Source organism: Kitasatospora sp. NPDC091335, assembly GCF_044757205.1.
In the GTDB taxonomy this organism is placed as follows: domain Bacteria; phylum Actinomycetota; class Actinomycetes; order Streptomycetales; family Streptomycetaceae; genus Kitasatospora.
Genome location: NZ_JBIVUM010000015.1, coordinates 49,894 through 69,950, shown reverse-complemented (window position 1 = coordinate 69,950; position 20,057 = coordinate 49,894). Strand labels below are relative to the sequence as shown.

Genomic DNA, 20,057 nt, shown 5'->3' with positions numbered 1-20,057 from the left:
GGGCCCCGGGCTCAGCCGCCGTTGGTGAGCCACTCGCGCTGGCGCTTCATCAGCTCGTTCAGCAGCGCCTTGTCGGGCGTCCCCTTCACGTCGACGTCGATCGTGTACTGGACGTCGCCCTGGCTGGAGATGCCGCTCATCGAGCCGGTGTACGCCTGCTGCTTGGGAGCCTTCAGGTAGCCGCGGCCGCCGGAGTCGCCGGCGATGTCGAACGGTTCCAGCGACTTGACCTTGTAGTTCTTGGCGAAGTCGCCGGCCATCGCGGTGGAGCCCAGCTTGAGCAGGGTGACGGTGACTTCGGCCTTGCCGTCGGCGGTCCGGTACATCCGGGTCGCGCCGCCCTTGTAGCCGTAGGACTTGAGGATGTCCATGATGCCGTCCTGGTTGCCGAACAGGTCGGCGGTGTCCTCGTCGGTCATGGTCATCCCGTCCGCGGGTCCGTAGGACTCGCCGCCGGCCGGGATGGGGAGCAGGAAGTAGCGCAGGTCGCCCTCGTGCTTGCCGCCGTTGACGGTGCCCTTGACGGTGCTGGCCGGGGCGGGCTCGGCCGGGACGGCGGTGGGCGTGGGGACGGGCACCGCGGAGGGCGTCGCGCTCGCGGGGGCGCTCGCGCTCGTGCTCGCGGCCGTCTTCGACGGGCCGGTGGCGGCCACGGCCGGGCGGGCGTCGGGCTTGCCGACGGCGACGGTCACGGCGGCGCTGGCCGCGGTGACGGCGAGCAGACCGGCGGTGGCCAGCGCGACGCCGACCGCGCGCGGCAGCCGGCGCGGGGCAGGCTCCGGGGCGACGGCCGGTTCGGCGACCGGCGCCGGAGGTCCGGCGGCTGCGCTCTCGTTGTCGGACTCGGGCAAGGGAATCCCCCAGGAAGATTGCGGAATCTCACGCGCGGGCCCCTCGCGGGAACCCCTCCCCCATGCGGGTTCTCCGGGCATTCCGTCAACGCGTGTCGGCAGGAATTATGAGAGCCCGTCGACACCACTGCCAAAACATTTAATCACCACACTCTCACCCAATGTTCGATGAATCGGACACGCCGTGATCGAACCGCAATGGGCCGCTGGTCTGCGGTGATGACACAGTGTCGACACATCGATTCGAACACGGGGTCCTTCGAGCCGAGGGGCGGGGCGGTGAATCGGGCACGCGGCCTTTCGGCTGCGCCTACGGTTGGAACGTGGACGGACAAGAATCGGGCACCTGCCGGCCGGCCCGGCCGCGGTTCGCCGTCGGCCCCGGGTACGCGCTGTACCGGGGACCGCTGGCGGACAGCACCTTCCACCGCCACGCCACCTTCCAGATCGCCGTCGCGGTGGCCGGTGAAGCCTCACCCGGGGGCGCCCACGGGGTGACGATCGACGACGCGGACGGCCGGCGCCACCGCGGGCCCGCGATCGTGGTGCCGCCGATGGTGCGCCACCGGATGGCCCCGGTCCGGGAGGTACTGGTCTTCTACGTCGACCCGCACTGCGCCTTCGCCGACCGGCTGCGGCAGCAGTGCGGCGAGGGCGTCACCGTCACCCCGTGGTGGCACGGCCTGACCGAGCGGGACGTACGGTCGCACGGTGGGCTGCCCGCCACCGGGCTGGACCCGCGGCTGCGCGCGGCACTGGCGGCGCTGGCCGACGACCAGGTGCCGCTGGAGGGCCTCGCCGCGCGCGTCGGACTGTCCCCGCCGCGCCTGCGGGCCCTGGCGCAGCGGCAGTTGGGGGTTCCGCTGGCGCGCTGGCGCAGCTGGCAGCGGCTGTCCAGGGCGGCGCTGGCGCTCGGTGCGGGGTGCTCGCCGGCCGAGGCGGCGTTCGCGGGCGGGTTCGCCGACCAGGCCCATTTCACCCGCTGGATGCGGGAGTCGACCGGTCTGACGCCCACTCAGGTGCTGCCCGCCCTGCGCGGCACCGGGGACGCGGCGTCGGCCTCGGCGTCGGCTTCGGCTTTTGCCCCGGCCGCTCAGGCGGCGCGGCGAGCGGTGTAGAGGGACAGCGAGCCGGTCACCGTCGCGACGGTCTCCGTCTCGCGCACGCCCTCGAAACCCGCCTCGGCGATCAGCCGGGGCAGGATGCCGTCGGCGTTGGGCTGGGTGTCCTCCTTGCCGTCGGCGAACTGGACGATCCGGAAGGCCAGCCGCATGGCCGCCGTGCGCTGCCTGCCGAAGTCGGCGATCACCAGCTTGCCGCCGGGGCGCAGGGTGCGGTGCATGGCGGCGAGGATCGCCTGCTTAGCGGGGAGGGGGCACTGGTGGAGGACGAGGCTGGAGACGACGGTGTCGGCGGTTCCGTCGCCGACGAGGTCGGCGACGGCGTCGCCCATGCCGGTGCGGAAGTCGGGGGCGGCGCCGGCCGCGGCGGCCTTGCGGCGGGCCAGGCGCAGCACGGCGGGGTCGGGGTCGACGCCGATGACGGTGGCCCGGGGTTCGGCGCGGCCGAGGAGGACGGCGAGGGAGCCGGTGCCGCAGCCGACGTCGACGATGACGTCGTCGGGGCGGGGGGCGACGTGCATGGCCACCAGGCTGCGCCAGAGGCGTTCGCGGGTGAGGGAGACGATGGGGTCGTAGAGGCCGAGGGCGAAGCGCCCGGCGGCGGGGGTGAAGGTGTCGGTCGGTGTCATGCGGCCAGTGTGGACGGGCAGTTGGGGCGGGGTCTTGAACGAATCGCTCGCGGCTCCGGACGGCGGAGCGCTTCAGGACGGGGTGGGAGGGCCGACTGCCGGAGGAGAGGCAGGAGGAGGAACGGGGGCGGAAGCGGGAGCGGCCCGGAGCAGCAGGACCAGCCCCAGTCCCAGGTCGACGGCCACGTCCAGTGCCTGGAGCCAGTCGGCCGTCTTCCCGGGCGAGTAGATCTCCAGGTGGTCGGACAGCGCGTGCACCAGGGCCAGCGGCCAGATGCTCCCGATGTACAGGCGCGCGCGCCGCACAGGCAGAAGCCGAACGCACCGGCCTCCACCACCTGCCACAGCGTGTTGTCCAGGGGCGCGTCGAAGAACAGCCAGTTGCCGAGGTGCCCGACCCCGAACAGCACCGCCGCACGCACCGGGCCGAGTGGCCGCGCGACCTCATCGATGGCTACCGCTCACCATCCAGCGCGAGAAGTCGGACGGGCCGACTTCTCGCGCACCAGCACGCCGACGGCCAGTGACACCGGGCGGCCCCGCACCACGCGCGGGGCCGCCCGGAAGGCTTCAGGGGCCGACCGGAAAGTCGTCGGCCCGGATGCCCTCAACGAAGGACTGCCATGCCTCAGGGGCGAAGCTGAGAGCAGGGCCGTGAGGGTCTTTGCTGTCCCGAACCGGAACCACGCCGGTGATGCCCTCGGCCATCTCGATGCAGTTGTCGTTCGGGTTGCTGTAGCTGCTCTTGCGCCATGCCAGGTCAGCTGTCACGCGGATGACCTCCCGAAGCTCTCAGCCTGTGATGGGCTGCCCCGTCCGACGCGGGGCAGCCCACGGTACTGAGTCAGTTGGCTGCCGGGAAGTCGCCCACCCGGACGCCGGCGACGAAGGACCGCCACGCATCGGGAGTGAATGCGAGGGCTGGGCCTTGCGGATCCTTTCCGTCACGGACAGGGACCATGTCCACCAAGCCGTCGGCTATCTCTACACAGTCGCCTTGGCCATTGCTGTATGTGCTCTTGCGCCAGACGGTCTCGTCGGGCCGATCTCTCATGTTCCGTACTCCTCTGCGGTGTTCCTCAACCAGGAGATATCCCTCTCGGCACACCTCACACGCCGGACGGCCCCGCGTGGTGCGCGGGGCCGTCCGATGGGGAGCGATTCAGGGGTTGATCGGGAAGCCGTTGGCCTGGATGCCGGCAATGAAGGCTCGCCAGGCCTCGGGGGTGAAAGCGAGGGCCGGGCCGTGAGGATCCTTGCTGTCACGGACGGGAATGGAGTCCGGAAGCCCGGTGGCGATTTCGATACAGTTACCGCCCTCACTGCCGCTGTAGCTGCTCTTCTGCCAGGTCAATTCAATCGTCATGTCCGTACCCCTAGGTTGCCAACTTTTGCATCCAAGCCCGGGAGTCGTCCGGGCTCATCGCGGCAGCTGTGAGCTGATCGAATACCAGCTCATGATGGGCGATGTCCTCGGCCTTCTCCAGGTAGAGGCTGCTCGTCAACGCCTCGACGTAGACGATGTCGCCCGGCACATCGGCGAAGGAGAGGATGTGGAACGCCGAGCTCATGGAGGGGTGGGGGCCATGGCTGAACGGGAGAACCTGGATCGTGATGCAGGGATTCTCCGAGAGCGCGAGAAGGTGCCCCACCTGGCTATGCATGACGTCGGGTCCACCGACTGGCCTACGAAGGGCTGATTCGTTCAGGATGACCTTCACATCAGGCGCTATCGCCCGGCGAAAGACCTCCTGTCGCTGGATACGCAGTTTGACCCGGCGTTCGATCTCTTCCTTGCTCATCCCAGTAGGCGAGACACGAAACATGGCCCGGGCGTAGTCCGCTGTCTGGAGCAGACCAGGAACCAACTCGACCTCGTAGCCACGAATCCGCGCGGCATCGGCCTCAAGCCCCACATAGGTCTGGAACCAGTCCGGCAGCGTGTCCGCGTAGTCATGCCACCAACCGCGCTGCGTGCTGCGGCGGGTCAGGGAGATGAACTGCCGCAACTCGGCTTCATCATCGACGCCGTACAGTTCGAGCATCGCACGAACGTCGGATTCCTTGAGGGTCGTCTGGCCTGACTCGATCCGCGACACCTTGGTTGCGCTGAAGCCGAGTTCGTCCGCAACGGACTTGGCCTGACGCCCGGTCCGTTCGCGCAATCGTCGCAGCTCGGAGCCGAGCCTACGGCGCAGCACGGTTGGACTGTCCACGCTCGTCGCTCCCTCTTGGTTGACGTCGGGTCACAGTCTGCCACCTCCCTCGGAGATCACAAGAATCTTGCGTCGCCACGCAATTGCGCGAGAGTGCGCTTGCGTAATGGAGCTATTGCAGAGCATGCTACAGGGAGTAGCGCTTCAGGTCTCCTGAGTGACCATGACCGGCCTGCTGCCGGGCATCCCCATGCCTCCGCCCGGCTTCCGCATGGCTTCAAACTCCGTGCCCGGAAGGTGGATTCACCATGTCCTCCAACTGCTCCACCACGTGGCTGCCGCGCAGCCGCCGCGCGCCCTCCGAGGGGCGCTCCCTCCTCGCCTCCCTCCTCGCCTCCGCCCCGGGCGGGGAGTTCTACCGCGACTCCGGGCTCCTGATCGTCTCGGAGCTCGTCACCAACGCCCTGGTGCACGGCACGCCGCCCGGCCACCGCATCTACCTCTCCCTCGACCTCGACCCCGCCCGCCTGCGCATCGAGGTGCACGACGCCCGGCGCAACCGCGAGCCCGTCCTGCGCGCGCTCACCCTCGACAGCGAGGCCGGGCGCGGCCTCCATCTCGTCAAGTCCCTCTCCGCCCACACCGGTTGCTCTCCACGCGAGCACACCGGCAAGATCGTCTGGTCGGAGCTGACCGCATGAGGGCCGACCACGACATCCTCGTGGAGGTCCCGGACCTCCGCCCGCCCACCGTCCACACCCTCAACGCCGACGCCCTCGAACGGATCTGGGCCTCGGTCTGCCACCTCCCGATGTCCCGCTTCCAGCACTACGCCCTGGAGCGCCGCCTCACCGGCCCCTGCGCCCGGCGCGACATCCTGCGCGACCTCGCCGGCGCCCCCGTCCTCGTCCTCCCCCTCGGCGACCGCGAACTCCGCATCAGCTGGGCCAACCCCACCCGGGAGCCCACGTGATCCACCGCGTCCGGAGCTGACGCCCGCCCCGGCCCGTCCACGCCCCGCTCCGCCCCCTTCGCGTGAGAAGTCGGCCCATCCGACTTCTCACGCCCCTTGCCCTCCCGCCCGTCTTCCTCCGGCACAGGGACGAGAACCCGGCCTGCGACGCTCGATCGCCACGACGGAAGCAATGGGCTGATGTGCGACGTTCCATAACTTTGGACAGAAAAGCACAACTTGGCAACGTTATGTCCGTTCCCCTGGCCATGCCTGACGGTCCGTCGCCAACCTCGGTGGTAGCTCTTCTCGCCGCACCGCTACCCCCTGGAGCCAGAGTGAGCACCACCCCCTTCTCCCGCCGCCCCCTCGCGGCCATGGCCGTGGCGGTCGCCGCCGTCGCCGCCGTCGCGATCCCCACCACCGCGGTCTCCGCCTCCGCCGCCCCCGGCAAGCGGGAGACGGCGGTCACCCAGGCCCGCGCCAACGTCGCCCACAACGCCGGGGTGTTCGGCTTCGGCCCGAGCCAGGACCTCGTGCCCAAGGACGTCGTCCTCGACGCCGACGGCGCCTCGCACGTCCGCTTCGACCGCACCTTCCAGGGCCTGCCGGTGGTCGGCGGCGACCTCGTCGTCCACCAGGACGCCCGCGGCCGGTTCGAGGACTCCTCCCGCGCGGCCGCCCACGACCCGTCCCTGAAGTCCACCGTCCCCGTGGTGCCCGCACAGACCGGCGCCGCGAACGCGCTCTCCGCCTCCCCCGGCATCCAGAACGCCGTCAGCACCCCCGAGTTGGTCGTCTGGGCCGCCGACGGAACCCCCCGCCTCGCCTGGCGCACCACCGTCCGGGGCAGCGGCGACCACGGCCAGCCCGCCGGGCGGGTCGTCGTCACCGACGCCGTCACCGGCGAGCGGATCGAGGCCTACGACGCCGGGCACCAGGCGGCCGGCACCGGCAACTCCGAGTACACCGGCAAGGTCACCATCGACACCACCCCGGTCGGCGGCGGCTACACGCTCACCGACCCGGTGCGCGGCCACGTCACCAAGGACGCCAACAACTCCGACCCCAGCGACGCGAGCTCCGGCACCACGTTCACCAGCACCACCAACGTCTGGGGCGACGGGAAGAAGTTCTCCACCGACCGCTCCACCGCCGCCGTCGACGCCCACGCCAACACCGCCTGGACGTACGACTACTACAAGAACGTCCACGGCCGCAACGGCATCAAGAACGACGGCAAGGCCGCCACCGTCTTCGTCCACGTCGGCACCAAGTGGGACAACGCCCAGTGGTCCGACGACTGCTTCTGCATGCTCACCGGCGACGGCAACGGCACCAAGGACCCGGAGCAGGTCGACCTCGACACCATGGGCCACGAGATGACCCACGGCGTCACCAGCGCCACCGCCAACCTGCGCTACAGCGGCGAGTCCGGCGGCCTCAACGAGTCCACCAGCGACATCTTCGGCACCATGGTCGAGTGGTACGCCGACAACCCGATCGACACTCCCGACTACCTGTTCAGCGACCAGTCCACCCCGCCGTGGCTGCGCCGCTTCGACAAGCCCTCGCTGGACGGCCGCTCGGCCGACTGCTGGAGCAGCGGCGTCGGCAGCCTCGACGTGCACTTCTCCTCCGGCGTCGGCAACCACTGGTTCTACCTGGCCAGCGAGGGCAGCGGCAGCAAGACCGTCAACGGCGTCACCTACAACAGCCCCACCTGCAACGGCTCCACGGTGGCCGGCATCGGCAACACCAAGGTCGCCAGGATCTGGTACCGCGCGCTGACCGTCTACATGACCTCCACCACCACCTACAAGGACGCCCGCACCGCCTCCCTCAACGCCGCCAGTGACCTGTACAAGGTCAACAGCGCCGAGTACAAGGCGGTCGCCGCGGCCTGGAGCGCCGTCAGCGTCAACTAGCGCCGCATCAGGCCGCGTTCTCCCCGTTGTGACGTGCGCCCGGTTGCCCCAGGTGGCAACCGGGCGCACGGAACGACCACGCGGCTGAACGCGCACGGGTCCGTGAGACCGACGATGACGGGGCAGGCGGTCGCTGTGGATCGTCCGCGGGGGCACCGGGCCGGTGGTCACCTGACGGCGGGCCCGGACGGTCAAGCGCGCGTGGGCACCGCCCGGCACCCCCGCGCCCCGAACACGGCGGCCGGGGCGTCCGACGGGGCCGGACGACCGGACCGCAGCGACACCACGCCCGCCCGCACGCCCGTGACCTGCGAGTTCCGCCGGAGCTGCGGGCGGCCGGGCAGCTGGCCAGCCTGGTCGAGTGGGCACGAAGCATCTCCGTGCCCGCCGGGCCCGGGCGGTCAGCGATCCGCCCGCCCGGGCAACCCACCGGCGCCGCCCACGGCCCGCAGCGCTTCCGACGCCATCCACGGAAGAGCCCGCACACCTCTCGGACATCCCACAAGGGAGAGCACATGAGAGTGACGCCCATGTCTCCTGCCAGGCGCATCGCGACCGCGGCCGTCACCGCCGTACTGCTGGCCGGCACTCCCGGCCTGGCCATGGCAGTCGCCCCGCAGACCACCCTGCCGTCCCTCCAGACCGAGGAATGGCGCCGGTTCAGCATCTGGCCGCCGCCCAACCTCCCGGCCAGGAACCTGGACGTCGACAGCAGCGGCAGAGTCGTCGTGTCCACGCCCGACCCCGCGAGCGAACGCCAACAGTGGAGCCTGAGCGCCGACGGCGGGCTGCCGGTCATCAAGAACAGGGCGACGGGCACGTGCCTGACCGCGCCGGACGACACCCTGGACCCCGTCACCGTGCAGACCTGCGACAAGAACAACCCGAACCAGCGGTGGGACGTGCATGACGTGACGTCCAGCCAGGTCGAGATCTCACCCCCGGCCCACGGTTCCCTCGCCCTCACCGGGGGCGCGCAGGCCGGCAGCAACCAGGTCGTTCTCCGGCCCTATACGGCGGCGGAAATCCAGCAGTGGTCCATCCGGTCCGTGAAGTAATCAAGGACGTTCGTGCCGCACGCCCGGCCGGCGAGGGCGGCCGGTGCGGCAGCCTCCCCCCTGGCCCGCGTGCCCGCTCTCGGCGAGGATGGACCGTCAGGCTTCGGGAGAGGGCGATGACGTGCCGTTACGCATTCACTTCACCGTGGAGGACCTCGCGCGGACCCGCGTCTCCGACAGACCCGCGCCCTGCATCGAGCTGAGCACCGCGGCCCGGCAGCTCCAGGAACGCACGCATCCGGTACGGCTCGGGGCCTGGCGCCACCGCACCCTGTCCGCCCTGCACCCCGCCTCGCGGATGGTCTTCGCCCTCATGCCCCCGCGCGGGCGGATCACCGACTTCCTGAGCGGCGCGAACGCCCCGACCCCCGCCGAGCTGATCGACCGGATCCGTTCCACGCCCCGCGGCCGTTTACGGGCCAGCCTGGAAAACACCGCCCGGCACCAGCCGCTGCCCGCCTGGGACGTCTTCCCTATTGAATCGACATGTTGAAGCCAGAGTTGGAGGGGTTGAACATGACTGGCTGGCGCGTTTTCTGGGTGCCCAGGGGCCGGACCGTGGTTACAGAGCGTGTGCCCGCATTCACCTCGCATGGGCCCGTCGTGAGCCCGGCGGCCGGCCGGCCCTTTCAGGGGAGGAACCGATCGGCCGCGTTCAGGCGTCAGGCCGCCATGCCGAGTTCGGTACGGGTTCGGTGCAGGAAGTCGCGCACGGCGCTCTCCCGCCGCCAGGGGGCCAGGGCGGTGTTGAACTCGCGGACGTAGTCCAGGGCCCGGCTCGACTGGACGCGGGCGAGGACGTCGACGGCCTGGTGGCCGAGCGCGAGCCCCTGGTCGAGGTCGCGGCCCTGGAGATGGGCGGTCCCGACGATCGCCAGGCGTATGCCGACGGAGCGGGTGAACAAGCCGGTCGGCATGGCGGCGGCCTGCGCGTTCCAGGCCAGGGCGGCCTTGGGGTTCTTGAGGTCGCGGAAGACCTCGGCGGCGTCGGCGGAGAGCCGGGCATGGTGATAGAAGTCGATCCAAGCGGGGTCGCCGGCGCCGTCGCGGGCCCGGTCGAGCAGGCTCTCCGAGGCGGCCAGCGCCGCCGAGGCGGCCCGGGCGTTGTCGTCGCGGGCGTGAGCGCGGGCCTCGATGAGTTTGGTGAACGCGAGCACCCTCGGGGCGGCATGGCCCTTGGCCCGCTCGAAGGCGCCCTGGGTCATGTCGATGGCCTCGCTGGCGAAGCCCCGCAGCAGGGTCTGCATCGCCATCGTGGTCAGCACATAGCAGCCGAGCTCGATGTCGCCGCCGGCCCGGGCGAGGCGGAGGGCCTGGATGAAGTGCCGCTGGGCGGCGTCGTGCTGGCCGACGTCGAAGGCGGTCCAGCCGGCCAGCCGCGACAGTTCGGCGGTCACCGAGAACAGGCGGCGGCCGACGTCGTCGCTGAACGAGCCGTTCAGCAGCGGCACCGCCCGTTCCTGCAAACAGGCGGTGACGGAGTTGGCCTTCCAGTTCCCGCCACCGTATTTCGAGTCCCAGCGCCGGGCGTCGTCAGCGGCCTCCCGCAGTTCGGTGAGGTCGGCGGCGCCGACCCGGCCGCGGCCGCGGTAGGCGGCGGTCTCGTCGGCCGGAGTGACCAGCCACCGGGTGACCGGAGTGGTGAACGCGGAGACGGCGAAGCCCGTTCCGGTGAGGAAGTCGCGGCGGTTCACGGAACTCCAGAACGAAGTGGCGACGCGCACGGCGTCGGCGGGGTCTCGCGGGAAATCCAACCCCACCGCGGCGTCCGGCGTCTCGGCATCCGCCATGCCGATCTCCGCCAACTGCACCGGCCGCCCCAGCCGTTCACCGATCGCCTGAGCCAGCAGCCTGGGCACCGGCCATTCCGGGACCATGCCCCGGCGGCACCAGTTCGCGACCGAGGTATGCGTATACGTGGTGGTCAGCCCGGCCTCATGGGCGAGCTGGTTCACGCGCAGGGCCAGCGATTTGTGGCTGGCCCCCTCACACTTGTCGATCATCCGGGCCAGAGCCTCGTTCGGCGGCTTGGCCCGGCGGGTGGTCGACGCCACAGCGTCCCCCTCAATCGGTCCCCGGCTGGGTCCGGGGAGTCGTACGCGACTGGGCACGAGAAGTCGTACATCCGGCACCGCGGCCGGATCACCGAGGGTATTGCCTTCGCCGCTCACGGTGAATCGCTTTCGCGAGTTGTGAGCCCCCTTGCGAGCCCTGCCCCGGGCCTCGGCGGACGCGGTTGTCTGATGCCCCGGGCCTCCGCCGGGACGGACCACAAACCTTCCGGCGGGGGCCGCCACCGATTCACGCTCGGGGGTGACAACCAGATGTGCGGAATCGCAGGACTGGCCGGCGCGGACGCCGCCCGCCACGAGACCACGGTCGCGGCGATGGGCATGGCCCAGCACCATCGCGGCCCGGACGGCACCCGGCACCTCACCTCGGCCGACGGCCGGGCGGTGGTGTCCATGAACACCCTGCTGATCGTCGACACCGCCGCCCAGCCCGGCCCCTACCAGGACCCGGCCAGCGGCATCGTCCTCACCTTCAACGGCGAGATCTACAACTACCGGCAGGCAGCCGCGGCCTGGGGCATCCAGCTGGAGCCCGGCGAGACCGACGCCCACCTGGTCCTGCGGGCCTGGGCCAAGCTCGGCCCCGGCTGCCTCGCCGGCCTGGACGGCATGTTCGCCCTCGCCGCCTACGACCCGCGCGAGGGCCGGCTGTTCCTGGCCCGGGACCGGCTCGGCGAGAAGCCCCTCTACTGGCGCCTGGACGGCGGACGCCTCGCGTTCGCCTCCGAGGTCACCACCCTCACCGGCTACGGCACCGCCCCGCTGGTCGTCCGCCCCGAGATGCTGTCCATCGAGACGCCCACCGGCGCCGACACCCCGTTCCAGGGCATCCAACTGCTGCCGCCCGCCGGGCTTCTCGCCTTCGACGTCGCCACCGGCTCCCTGGCCCAGCGGACCTGGTGGTCCCTGGAGGGCCTGGAACCCTGGCAGGGCGACTACAGGACGGCGCTCGCCCGGTTCTCGACCCTGCTGGCGGACCGGATCCCGATGCGGGCCCCTGGCACCGACTTCGCGCTGCTGCTGTCGGGCGGGCTGGACTCCTCGGTCCTGGCCTACCTGATGCGCCCGCAGGTCTGCGTCACGGTCCGCTACCCCGGCCAGGACCGGCTGGACGAGTCCGCGACCGCGGCCGTCGTCGCGCGGGACATCGGCGCCGAGCTGCTGGTCATCGAGCCGACCGCCGCCGACTTCGCCCGCACGCTGCCGGAGATCACGCACGCGCTGGACTACCCGATGGGCAACGCGTCCACGTTCTCCGAGCACATGGCCTACCGGGCGGTCGCCGAGCGAGGCATCCGCGTCGTCGTCGGCGGGCTGGGGCCGGACGAGTTCCTGATGGGCTACGTCCGTCACGCGCTCGTCCTCTTCGGGCCGGAGGCGGTGCTCGGCGCCGGGCTGGATGCCTACCGGCCGCTGGCCTCCAAGCTCCTGAACGGGGACGGCGGCCCGCTGGAGCCGTCCGAGGCGATCGTCCGCCTGATCCTGCGCGGATCGGACCCCGACGGCCGGGTCCGGGAAGTCGTCGCTGACGCCCTTCGCCGGGCCGACGGCGACCTGGCCCGCGGGCTGACGCTGGCGGACCTGGCCACGGCCTGGCGCCCGCTGGTGATGACCTCGGACAAGCTGGCCTCCGCGTTCGCGCTGGAGCGGCGCTCGCCGTTCCTGGCGCGGGACTTGGTCGAGTTCTCCTACCGGCTGCCGGTCGAGCACAAGATCGCCGACCCGGCCGGGGGCAAGCGGATCCTGCGGGACGCCGCCAGGGCGCTCGGGCTGCCCCGGGAGGTCTGGGGCAGCCGAGACAAGCTCGGTTTCGCCTCACCGGTCCCGAGCTGGCTGTCCGGCCCGCTGGAGCACTGGGCGACTGCGAAGATCTCCACCGCGCTCGACCAGGCCCCCGTCTCGCTGCGGCCGCTGCTGGCCGGCGGTCTGAAGCCCGGGGGCCGGTTCGATCGCACCCGGATGCAGGCGCTGATGGCCGCAGCCTGGTTCTCCGACCACACCCTCACGGCCGCCGCATGACGCGCCGTCGGCTTACTACGGTGAGCACATGGACATCCTTCCCCCGAACCCGGCCGCCGCCGAGCCGCGCGGAGCGGTCGCGATCATCACCAACCGGCGCGGCGAGTTCCTCCTGCACCTGCGCGACGACCTCGACGGCATCGCCTGGCCCCGGCACTGGAGCCTCCTGGGAGGCGGTTGCGACCCCGGCGAGAGCCCGGCCGACGCGATCGTCCGCGAGCTCGACGAGGAAGCCGGCCTGGCCGTCGACGGCGGCCCGGCCGAGCTGTTCGAGACCCGGGACGTCCACGGCTCGGGTCAGGTCATCACCTTCTTCGCCGGCTCCTGGGACGGCGACGAGACCGCGCTGCCGCTGGCCGAGGGCGTCAAGCTCCAGTTCTTCGCCCCCGAGCACCTGCCCGTTCTGACCATCCCGCCGTTCATCCGCGACGGCATCCACCGTTTCCTGGCCGCCCGCCCCGGCACCTGACGCCCCCGTCCCCGAGGGGGCGGGGCCCGGCCGGGTCGCCGACCCGCCCCCTCGGAAGGACACGTTCGTGAAGCTCACCGTGATCGGCTGCGGCTACCTCGGCGCGACCCACGCCGCCGCGATGGCCGAGCTCGGCCACCAGGTCCTCGGCATGGACACCGACACCGACAAGGTCGACGCGCTGAACAAGGGCCAGGCCCCGTTCGTCGAACGTGGCCTGGACGACCTGCTCGCCAAGCACACCGCCACCGGACAGCTCAGTTTCACCGTCTCCTACGCCGAGGCCGCCGCCTTCGCCGACGTCCACTTCCTGGGCGTCGGCACCCCGCAGCAGGACGGCAGCAGCGCCTACGACCTCACCCACCTCCACACCGCCGTCCGCCGCCTGGCCCCTCGACTCGGGGACGGCGCGCTGATCGTCGGCAAGTCGACCGTCCCGGCCGGCACCGTCGCTGAGCTGAGGCAGACCCTGGACGAGCACGTCCACACCGGCGCGAGCGTCGGCCTGGCCTGGTCGCCGGAGTTCCTGCGCGAGTCGTTCGCCGTCCTGGACACCCTGGAGCCGGACCGGATCGTCCTCGGCATCGAGGACGGCGACACCAGCAGCGAGGCCATCTTCCGGAGGGTCTATGCCGACATCCTGGCCAAGGGCTCGCCGCTGATCGTCACCGACATCGCGACCTCCGAGCTGATCAAGGGCGCCGCGAACGCCTTCCTCGCCACCAAGATCTCCTTCATCAACGCGATGGCCGAGCTCTGCGAACTGGCCGGCGCCGATGTCCAGCAGGTCGCCCTCGCCCTGGGCTACGACCACCGGATCGGTGCCAAGGGCATGCGGCCCGGTCTCGGGTTCGGCGGCGGCTGCCTGCCCAAGGACCTGGCCGGCTTCACCTACCGCGCCGAAGAACTCGGCGCCGACACCGGCCTCCTGCGCCAGGTCGCGGCGATCAACCGGCGCCGGCGCGAGCACACCGTCGACCTCGCCCGCGAAGCCCTCGGCGGCACCCTGGCCGGCAAGCGGATCGCCGTCTGGGGCGCCGCCTTCAAAGCCCACACCGACGACATCCGCGACTCCCCGGCCCTGGCCGTCGCGGACGCCCTCCAGCGGGCCGGCGCCGAGGTCACCGTCCACGACCCCGCCGCGATGGAGAACGCCCGAAGGGCCTACCCCCGGCTCGACTACGCCGACGACCCCACCCAGGCCGTCACCGGCGCCGGGCTGCTGCTGCACCTGACCGACTGGCCCCAGTACTCCGACACCGACCCGGCCGAACTCGCCCAGCACATCGCCGTCCCCAAGGTCCTCGACGCCCGCGGCACCCTCAACGCGAACCGCTGGCGCGCGGCCGGCTGGACCTTCCGCGCCCTCGGCCGCCCCTGACAGCACCGGCCGCACGGCACATTCACAGACTCCCGGCCCGGCCGCCGCACGCGCTGAAGGACAGCCTGCTCCCGGACGGCGGCAGCGGGTACGCGTGCTGACGTGAGCCGAGGCGTCGTCAGGTGAGCGTCGGGGCTCCGGTTCGCCGGAGCCCCGACGCTCGTGACCGGACCCCGGCCCGGCGCTCGTGCCCGGGCCCCGGCCCGGCGCCCGGTCAGAGCCAGCCCCGCCGCGCCGCCTGGACGCCGGCCTGGAAGCGGGTGGTGGCGCCCAGGTTGGCCAGCAGGACGGACACCCGGCGCACCACCGTGCGCCGCCCCAGCCCCAGCCGGCGGGCGATGGCGTCGTCCGTGGCCCCGCCGGCCATCAGCGTCAGGATGCGGCGGTCGCGTTCGTCGATGTGCGGGCCGACCCCGGCCACCGAGGCGGGCACCGCCAGGCGCCACAGCGTCTCGAACACCGCCGTCAGGGCGTTCAGCAGCCCCGACGGCCGGACCAGCAGCGAGACCACGCCGGGCCCGTCGTCGGCGGGCAGCGTGACGATCGCCAGGTCGTCGTCCCCGATCGCCAGCTTGAGCGGCGGCTCGTCCAGGGTGCGGGCCTGCTCCCCCGCCTCCACCATCCGCGCCATGTTCGGCCCGGCCACCGGGTCCTGGAACGCGCAGCCCTGGTAGATCGCCCGGTAGCCGACCCCCGCGGCCATCCGGCGCCGCTGCAGCACCTCCTGGTCGAGGTAGTGGGCCGGGCTGCCGGAGTACGGCGGCACGTCGATGACCCGCACCTGGTGACGGGCGGCCAGCTGGAGGCTCCGGCTGGCGGCCAGCACCTCGGCCGGGTCCTCGACCACCTCCAGCGCGCCGTAACTGCCGGTGTCGCGGCGGGCGTAGCGGTAGAGGCGCTCCAGTTCGGCGCCGGCCCGGCGCACGGTGGCCTGGCGCAGCGCGTCGCGTTGCAGCACCGTCTCGACCACCCGGGCCGGCGGCAGCGCCTCCCAGGCGTGGTCGCGGTCGTCGGCGCTGTCGGTGGTGTCGAAGGCGACCGCGACGCCCTCGTCGGCGAGGTCGCGCAGCACGGCGAGGACGGCCTCCTCGTCCAGGCCGGCCTCCCTGGCCAGTTCGGGGACGCGGGCCCGGGGCCGGCCGACCAGGCAGTGGTAGACGCGTCCGCGTTCGGACTCCGGTTCCAGCACGTCGTGCACGAAGCCCCCCTGTCGTCGGGCGCCCCTGGCGGGGCCGGTGGAGGCTACCCACGCCGGCGGCGCACATGCGCCAGTGGCGCAGGTGCGCCGCCACGGTGCTCTGGCGTCCGGCGGGGCCACTCGCAAGAGTTGTCGGTGATCAGTCAGATCATCGAAGGCCTCGGGTCCCCGGAGGCCGAGGAGGCCGAGGACGCCCATGACCCCTGTCCGGCTCCGGCGCGCCCGCGCGGCTCTCGCCGCCCTGGCCGCCTGCCTGCTCCCGCTCGCCGCACCCGCGGCGCCCGCCATGGCCGCCACGGCCGCCGAAGCCCCCGCCGCCGTACGGGCCGGGGCCGACGGGCCGCCGCCGCTGACCGACGGCTTCGGACTGACCCAGACCGGCGCCGCCACCGGCAGCGCCACCAACTTCGTCGTCACCGTCACCACGGCGCAGGTCGCCGGGCCGCACACCATCCGCATCCTGCTGCCCGCCGACTACGCGGCCCGGCCGGACAAGCGCTACCCGGTGCTGTACTTCCTGCACGGCGCCTCGGACAACCCGAGCAGCCCGGCGCTGGCCTACCCCGCGCTGACCGCCGCCCAGTCGATGATCACCGTCATCCCGGACGGCGGCCTGCGCGGCTGGTACGCCGACTGGCTCGACCAGAACACCGCCGCCGGCGCGCAGAACTGGGAGACCTTCCACCTCACCCAGGTCCTCCCGTTCGTCGACGCCAACCTGCGCACCCGCACCGACCGCGCCCACCGGGCCGTCGGCGGGCTGTCCATGGGCGGCTTCGGCGCCCTGCACTACGCCCAGGACCGCCCCGACCTGTTCGGCCAGGTCCTCACCATGTCCGGCGCCAACGACCTGTCCACCGACGAGATGATCATCCGCGGTGCCGTGGTCGCCACCCTGACCAACGCCGGCACCGTGCTGTGCGGGCCCAGCGACGGCCACCCCTGCGCCCTGGACTTCGGGCCCACCGTCTCCAGCGACGCGATCTTCGGCAGCCCGTACCCGGTGTTCGGCGCCGACTGGCGCTGGAACGCCGCCGACCCCGCCTCCCGCCTGGCCCGCCTGGCCGGCACCGGCATCGCCGTCTACACCGGCAACGGCAACAACAGCCCCTCCGACATGGAGTTCTGGGCCGAGGGCACCGCCAAGCGCGTCAAGCAGCGCCTGGACGCGCTCGGCCTGCCGCACCACTACGTCGACTACGGCGACGGCACCGGCTGGGGCGCCGACTGCCACGGCGGCCACACCCCGGGCTGCTGGGCCCAGGACCTCGTGGACTACGTCCCGCGCCTGGAGGCGGCCTTCGCCGCCGCGCCCTGAGCCGCGCACCCCGCCCCGAGCCGCACGCCCCGAGCCGCGCGCCCCGCCCCTCTCCCCCGACCCCCGATGAAAGGACACCCCCTTGCCCGCCACCCCGACCCCCGGCCGTACGGCCTCCTGGCCGCGCCTGCTCGCGGCCTTCCTGGTGAGCTGTTGCGCCGCCCTGGGCCTGGCCGCCCCGGCCTCCGCGAGCGGTGCCGCCGCCGCGCCCGCCCCGGTCGCCGCCTGCACCACGCCGCAGCAGTGCCTGACCATCAAGTCGCTCAGCAACGGACGCCAACTCGACGTCCAGAACGGCACCATGGGCGACGGCGCCTACATCGTCACCAACTCCGCCCCCGGCTACCACCAGTCCTGGCGGCTGAGCGTCAACCCCGCCGACTCCTCCTTCGCCATCGTCAACAACGACACCGGCAAGTGCATCGACCTGGCCTTCCTCACCCCGGCGCTGCGCCAGCAGACCTGCGCCGGCCAGGCCAGCCAGCGCTGGTACTTCCAGCCCGTGTCCGGCGGCGGCGACGCGTTCATGATCCGCCACCAGGGCGACAACACCTGCCTGGACCTGCTGCTCGGCGGCAACTACGACGACGCCTGGACCGACCAGTACACCTGCAACGGCACCGCCAACCAGCAGTGGTCCACCGGGTTCCCGCTCGCCGCCCGCAACCTGGCCGTCGACCACGGCGCCAAGCAGTGCCAGAAGGACCCCTCCAGCTGCTCCTGGACCACGGTGAGCGAGGCCCCGGCCGCACCGCTGCCGCGCGCCTGCGCCTCCGCCGTCTGGTTCAACAACACCAGCGGCACCGTCCAGCAGTCCTTCTCGGTCAACGACGACAGCGGCTGGTCCAACAGCATCGGCGGCGACATGACGACGTCCATCACCGGCGGCGCCCCCGGCAACGTCCTGACCGCGACGATCAGTTCCACGCTGCACTACACCAACGAGTGGCACGGGTCGCGGAGCGTCAACAACAGCGTGACCGTCACCGTCCCGCCCCAGGAGTACGGCTGGGTGACGCTCGCCAAGGTCGCCCGCAAGGTCACCGGCACCTGGACCTTCGACGCCCACGGCATCCCGTGGACCGCCGAGGACACCATCACCGTGCCGCTCAGCTCCGACCCCACCGCCGGCGCCACCCTCTACATCGCCAACACCAGCGCGACGTTCACCAGCTGTTCCTGACGCAACGTCAACTCCAGGGCCGCCGCCCGTGCTTCACCGGGCGGCGGCCCCGCGTCCGCCCGGACCAGGCCCCTCACCACGGGAGCCGCGCCGTGGGCACCGGCTGCCGCAGCGCGGACGGCCGGGGAGGCCGCAGAGGGGGTGGTTGCAGCGGGTGGCCGCGGAGGGCTCGGGCGGCAGGGCCGGTTTCCCGTGCCGTTCCCCGGCCTCCACCCGGTCGGCCGCACGTCCCCGGCCACCACGAGCGGTGAGCGGCGCCGCCCCGCAGGATGGACGGCATACGGGTGCCGCAGCATGTCCTGCCTGCCGAGGGAGCACCGTCCCACCACTCGCCCCTCGCCCCTCGGTCCCGGACCGCGGCACCAGCCGGACCACGGCGGGCAGCGCCCCCTGCGCGGCCCTGCGCGTCTCGCTCGCCGAGCACACGCGCCGACCACACGCGCCGCCCGGCCGAACCGAACGCGAAGGGATCAATCGTGGAATCCAAGGGAAACGTCACTCGGATCGCCGGTGCAGGTGCGGCGATCGCCTTCAGCTCGACGCTGCTGGTCGGCGGCGCCACCCCGGCGCACGCGGTGACGTACTACGAGGTGGCCAACGCCAACAACACCAGCGCCTGCCTCCAGGTGGACGCCAGGACGGACCCGGGGAACGTCGTCCTCGGCAGCTGCGACCGCAGCGCGAAGCAGGTGTGGCAGATCAGCGGCGGCGTCTTCAAGAACCCGGCCTCGGGCCACTGCCTCGACGGGAACGGCGCGGACGTCTACACGCACCCGTGCAACGGCGGCGACTACCAGAAGTGGACGACCACGTCCGGCAGTCCGAAGTCCATCAAACACAACAAGAGCGGCAAGTACCTGGACGCGAACGGAACGGTCGGGGCCGAGGTCGGCTTCCAGCCCACCATCTCGACGGCGTCCCGCTGGGTGATCCGCACGGTGTGACGGTCCCGCCGGCCCCGTGCTCCGCCGGACGGCGCCCCCGCGCCGTCCGGTGACGCCCGGCTCCTCGGAACCCGGGGCCCGACGCCACCCGGGTCAGGAGTGCCCGATCTCGACCGAGGTGATCACCACGTCCTCGACCGGGCGGTCGTCCTCGGTGGGCGCGGTGGCGATCGCGTCGACCACGGCCCTGGACGCGGCGTCGGCGACCTGGCCGAAGATGGTGTGCCGGCGGTTGAGGTGGGCGGGGGTGCCCACCGTGACGAAGAACTGCGAGCCGTTGGTACCCGGGCCGGCGTTGGCCATCGCCAGCAGGTACGGCTTGGTGAAGAACAGCTCCGGGTGGAACTCGTCCGCGAACTCGTAGCCCGGGCCGCCGGTGCCGGTGCCGGTCGGGTCGCCGCCCTGGATCATGAAGCCCTTGATCACCCGGTGGAACAGCGTGCCGTCGTAGTACGGGCCCCGGCCCGGCTCGCCGGTGCGCGGGTCGGTGTACTCCCGGGTGCCCTCGGCGAGTTCGGCGAAGTTGCGGACCGTCTTCGGCGCGTGGAACGGGAACAGCTCCAGGCGGATCGGGCCCGCGGTGGTGTGCAGGGTGGCGAACCGGGCAGTGGCCACGGGGTGACTCCTCGGGTGGATGGCGACGGGTGCGGCCTGGGCGACCGGTGCGATGATCAGGGCCGTTCGGCTACGGCATCCTGGCACAGCCTCCGGGCCCGCGGCCGAACCGGGTGGGACGATCCACACGTCGTACCCAGGGAGAACGTCGGACGAAGGGGCA

Annotated in this window: 22 protein-coding genes; 12 read left to right on the top strand and 10 right to left on the bottom strand. The window is 72.1% G+C overall.

Going from position 1 to position 20,057, the window contains the following annotated elements:
- Window positions 1–11: 11 nt before the first annotated feature.
- The gene (locus ACIQOW_RS27885; RefSeq protein WP_401089428.1) at window positions 12–851 is read right to left on the bottom strand and encodes a hypothetical protein; all 840 of its coding nucleotides are present in this window, start codon (window positions 849–851) and stop codon (window positions 12–14) included.
- Window positions 852–1,174: 323 nt separating this feature from the next.
- Between ACIQOW_RS27885 and ACIQOW_RS27880 the strand changes: the two genes are divergently transcribed.
- The gene (locus tag ACIQOW_RS27880) at window positions 1,175–1,969 is read left to right on the top strand and encodes a helix-turn-helix domain-containing protein (RefSeq protein WP_401089426.1); all 795 of its coding nucleotides are present in this window, start codon (window positions 1,175–1,177) and stop codon (window positions 1,967–1,969) included.
- Here the strand turns inward: ACIQOW_RS27880 and ACIQOW_RS27875 are convergent.
- The 6 genes from ACIQOW_RS27875 to ACIQOW_RS27850 form a co-directional block, all read right to left on the bottom strand.
- Window positions 1,945–2,601: a class I SAM-dependent methyltransferase gene (locus ACIQOW_RS27875; RefSeq protein ID WP_401089424.1), complete on the bottom strand. Its 657-nt coding sequence runs from the start codon at window positions 2,599–2,601 to the stop codon at window positions 1,945–1,947. The genes ACIQOW_RS27880 and ACIQOW_RS27875 overlap by 25 nt on opposite strands.
- A 72-nt stretch (window positions 2,602–2,673) precedes the next feature.
- On the bottom strand, window positions 2,674–2,907 hold the full coding sequence (locus tag ACIQOW_RS27870; protein WP_401089422.1) for a hypothetical protein: 234 nt from the start codon (window positions 2,905–2,907) through the stop codon (window positions 2,674–2,676).
- Window positions 2,908–3,171: 264 nt separating this feature from the next.
- Window positions 3,172–3,372, bottom strand: a complete 201-nt coding sequence (locus ACIQOW_RS27865; protein WP_401089420.1) for a DUF397 domain-containing protein — start codon at window positions 3,370–3,372, stop codon at window positions 3,172–3,174.
- Between the two features lie 73 nt (window positions 3,373–3,445).
- Entirely contained in the window at window positions 3,446–3,655 is a 210-nt protein-coding gene (locus ACIQOW_RS27860; RefSeq protein ID WP_401089419.1) for a DUF397 domain-containing protein, read from the bottom strand.
- Window positions 3,656–3,763: 108 nt separating this feature from the next.
- Entirely contained in the window at window positions 3,764–3,967 is a 204-nt protein-coding gene (locus ACIQOW_RS27855; protein ID WP_401089417.1) for a DUF397 domain-containing protein, read from the bottom strand.
- A 10-nt stretch (window positions 3,968–3,977) separates the two neighbouring features.
- Complete coding sequence (locus ACIQOW_RS27850; RefSeq protein ID WP_401089415.1) at window positions 3,978–4,817, bottom strand: helix-turn-helix domain-containing protein; 840 nt, start codon at window positions 4,815–4,817, stop codon at window positions 3,978–3,980.
- A 248-nt stretch (window positions 4,818–5,065) separates the two neighbouring features.
- Here ACIQOW_RS27850 and ACIQOW_RS27845 point away from each other — a divergent pair, with 248 nt between their 5' ends.
- The 5 genes from ACIQOW_RS27845 to ACIQOW_RS27825 all read left to right on the top strand — a co-directional run bounded on the left by ACIQOW_RS27845 (window position 5,066) and on the right by ACIQOW_RS27825 (window position 9,188).
- A complete protein-coding gene (locus ACIQOW_RS27845) occupies window positions 5,066–5,458 on the top strand; it encodes an ATP-binding protein (protein WP_401089413.1) in 393 nt (130 codons plus the stop codon).
- Window positions 5,455–5,730, top strand: coding sequence for a hypothetical protein (locus ACIQOW_RS27840; RefSeq protein WP_401089411.1), 276 nt, complete (start codon window positions 5,455–5,457; stop codon window positions 5,728–5,730). The genes ACIQOW_RS27845 and ACIQOW_RS27840 overlap by 4 nt, the downstream gene beginning before the upstream one ends.
- 356 nt (window positions 5,731–6,086) lie before the next feature.
- Window positions 6,087–7,637 carry a M4 family metallopeptidase gene (locus ACIQOW_RS27835; RefSeq protein ID WP_401089708.1) on the top strand — a complete coding sequence of 517 codons (1,551 nt, stop codon included), beginning with the start codon at window positions 6,087–6,089 and terminating at the stop codon, window positions 7,635–7,637.
- A 530-nt stretch (window positions 7,638–8,167) separates the two neighbouring features.
- Window positions 8,168–8,695, top strand: coding sequence for an RICIN domain-containing protein (locus tag ACIQOW_RS27830; protein WP_401089409.1), 528 nt, complete (start codon window positions 8,168–8,170; stop codon window positions 8,693–8,695).
- A 121-nt stretch (window positions 8,696–8,816) separates the two neighbouring features.
- Window positions 8,817–9,188, top strand: coding sequence for a hypothetical protein (locus tag ACIQOW_RS27825; RefSeq protein ID WP_401089407.1), 372 nt, complete (start codon window positions 8,817–8,819; stop codon window positions 9,186–9,188).
- A 169-nt stretch (window positions 9,189–9,357) separates the two neighbouring features.
- Here ACIQOW_RS27825 and ACIQOW_RS27820 read toward each other — a convergent pair whose 3' ends face one another.
- Window positions 9,358–10,749 carry a sporulation protein gene (locus tag ACIQOW_RS27820; RefSeq protein ID WP_401089405.1) on the bottom strand — a complete coding sequence of 464 codons (1,392 nt, stop codon included), beginning with the start codon at window positions 10,747–10,749 and terminating at the stop codon, window positions 9,358–9,360.
- A 270-nt stretch (window positions 10,750–11,019) separates the two neighbouring features.
- Here ACIQOW_RS27820 and ACIQOW_RS27815 point away from each other — a divergent pair, with 270 nt between their 5' ends.
- The 3 genes from ACIQOW_RS27815 (at window position 11,020) to ACIQOW_RS27805 (ending at window position 14,636) form a co-directional block, all read left to right on the top strand.
- Window positions 11,020–12,786, top strand: coding sequence for an asparagine synthetase B family protein (locus ACIQOW_RS27815; RefSeq protein WP_401089404.1), 1,767 nt, complete (start codon window positions 11,020–11,022; stop codon window positions 12,784–12,786).
- 28 nt (window positions 12,787–12,814) lie between these two features.
- Window positions 12,815–13,255 (top strand): NUDIX domain-containing protein, encoded by a 441-nt coding sequence (locus ACIQOW_RS27810; RefSeq protein WP_401089403.1) that lies wholly within the window; start codon window positions 12,815–12,817, stop codon window positions 13,253–13,255.
- A gap of 67 nt (window positions 13,256–13,322) precedes the next feature.
- Entirely contained in the window at window positions 13,323–14,636 is a 1,314-nt protein-coding gene (locus ACIQOW_RS27805; RefSeq protein WP_401089402.1) for a UDP-glucose dehydrogenase family protein, read from the top strand.
- A gap of 214 nt (window positions 14,637–14,850) precedes the next feature.
- On the opposite strand, the gene ACIQOW_RS27800 is transcribed toward ACIQOW_RS27805, so the two are convergent.
- Window positions 14,851–15,834 (bottom strand): LuxR family transcriptional regulator, encoded by a 984-nt coding sequence (locus ACIQOW_RS27800; RefSeq protein WP_401089401.1) that lies wholly within the window; start codon window positions 15,832–15,834, stop codon window positions 14,851–14,853.
- A gap of 196 nt (window positions 15,835–16,030) precedes the next feature.
- Between ACIQOW_RS27800 and ACIQOW_RS27795 the strand changes: the two genes are divergently transcribed.
- The 3 genes from ACIQOW_RS27795 to ACIQOW_RS27785 all read left to right on the top strand — a co-directional run bounded on the left by ACIQOW_RS27795 (window position 16,031) and on the right by ACIQOW_RS27785 (window position 19,279).
- Window positions 16,031–17,152, top strand: coding sequence for an alpha/beta hydrolase (locus tag ACIQOW_RS27795; RefSeq protein WP_401089399.1), 1,122 nt, complete (start codon window positions 16,031–16,033; stop codon window positions 17,150–17,152).
- Window positions 17,153–17,234: 82 nt separating this feature from the next.
- Window positions 17,235–18,335 carry an RICIN domain-containing protein gene (locus ACIQOW_RS27790; RefSeq protein ID WP_401089398.1) on the top strand — a complete coding sequence of 367 codons (1,101 nt, stop codon included), beginning with the start codon at window positions 17,235–17,237 and terminating at the stop codon, window positions 18,333–18,335.
- A gap of 476 nt (window positions 18,336–18,811) precedes the next feature.
- Window positions 18,812–19,279, top strand: coding sequence for an RICIN domain-containing protein (locus ACIQOW_RS27785; protein ID WP_401089396.1), 468 nt, complete (start codon window positions 18,812–18,814; stop codon window positions 19,277–19,279).
- A 93-nt stretch (window positions 19,280–19,372) separates the two neighbouring features.
- Here ACIQOW_RS27785 and ACIQOW_RS27780 read toward each other — a convergent pair whose 3' ends face one another.
- Window positions 19,373–19,894, bottom strand: coding sequence for a peptidylprolyl isomerase (locus ACIQOW_RS27780; RefSeq protein WP_401089394.1), 522 nt, complete (start codon window positions 19,892–19,894; stop codon window positions 19,373–19,375).
- Window positions 19,895–20,057 lie beyond the last annotated feature (163 nt).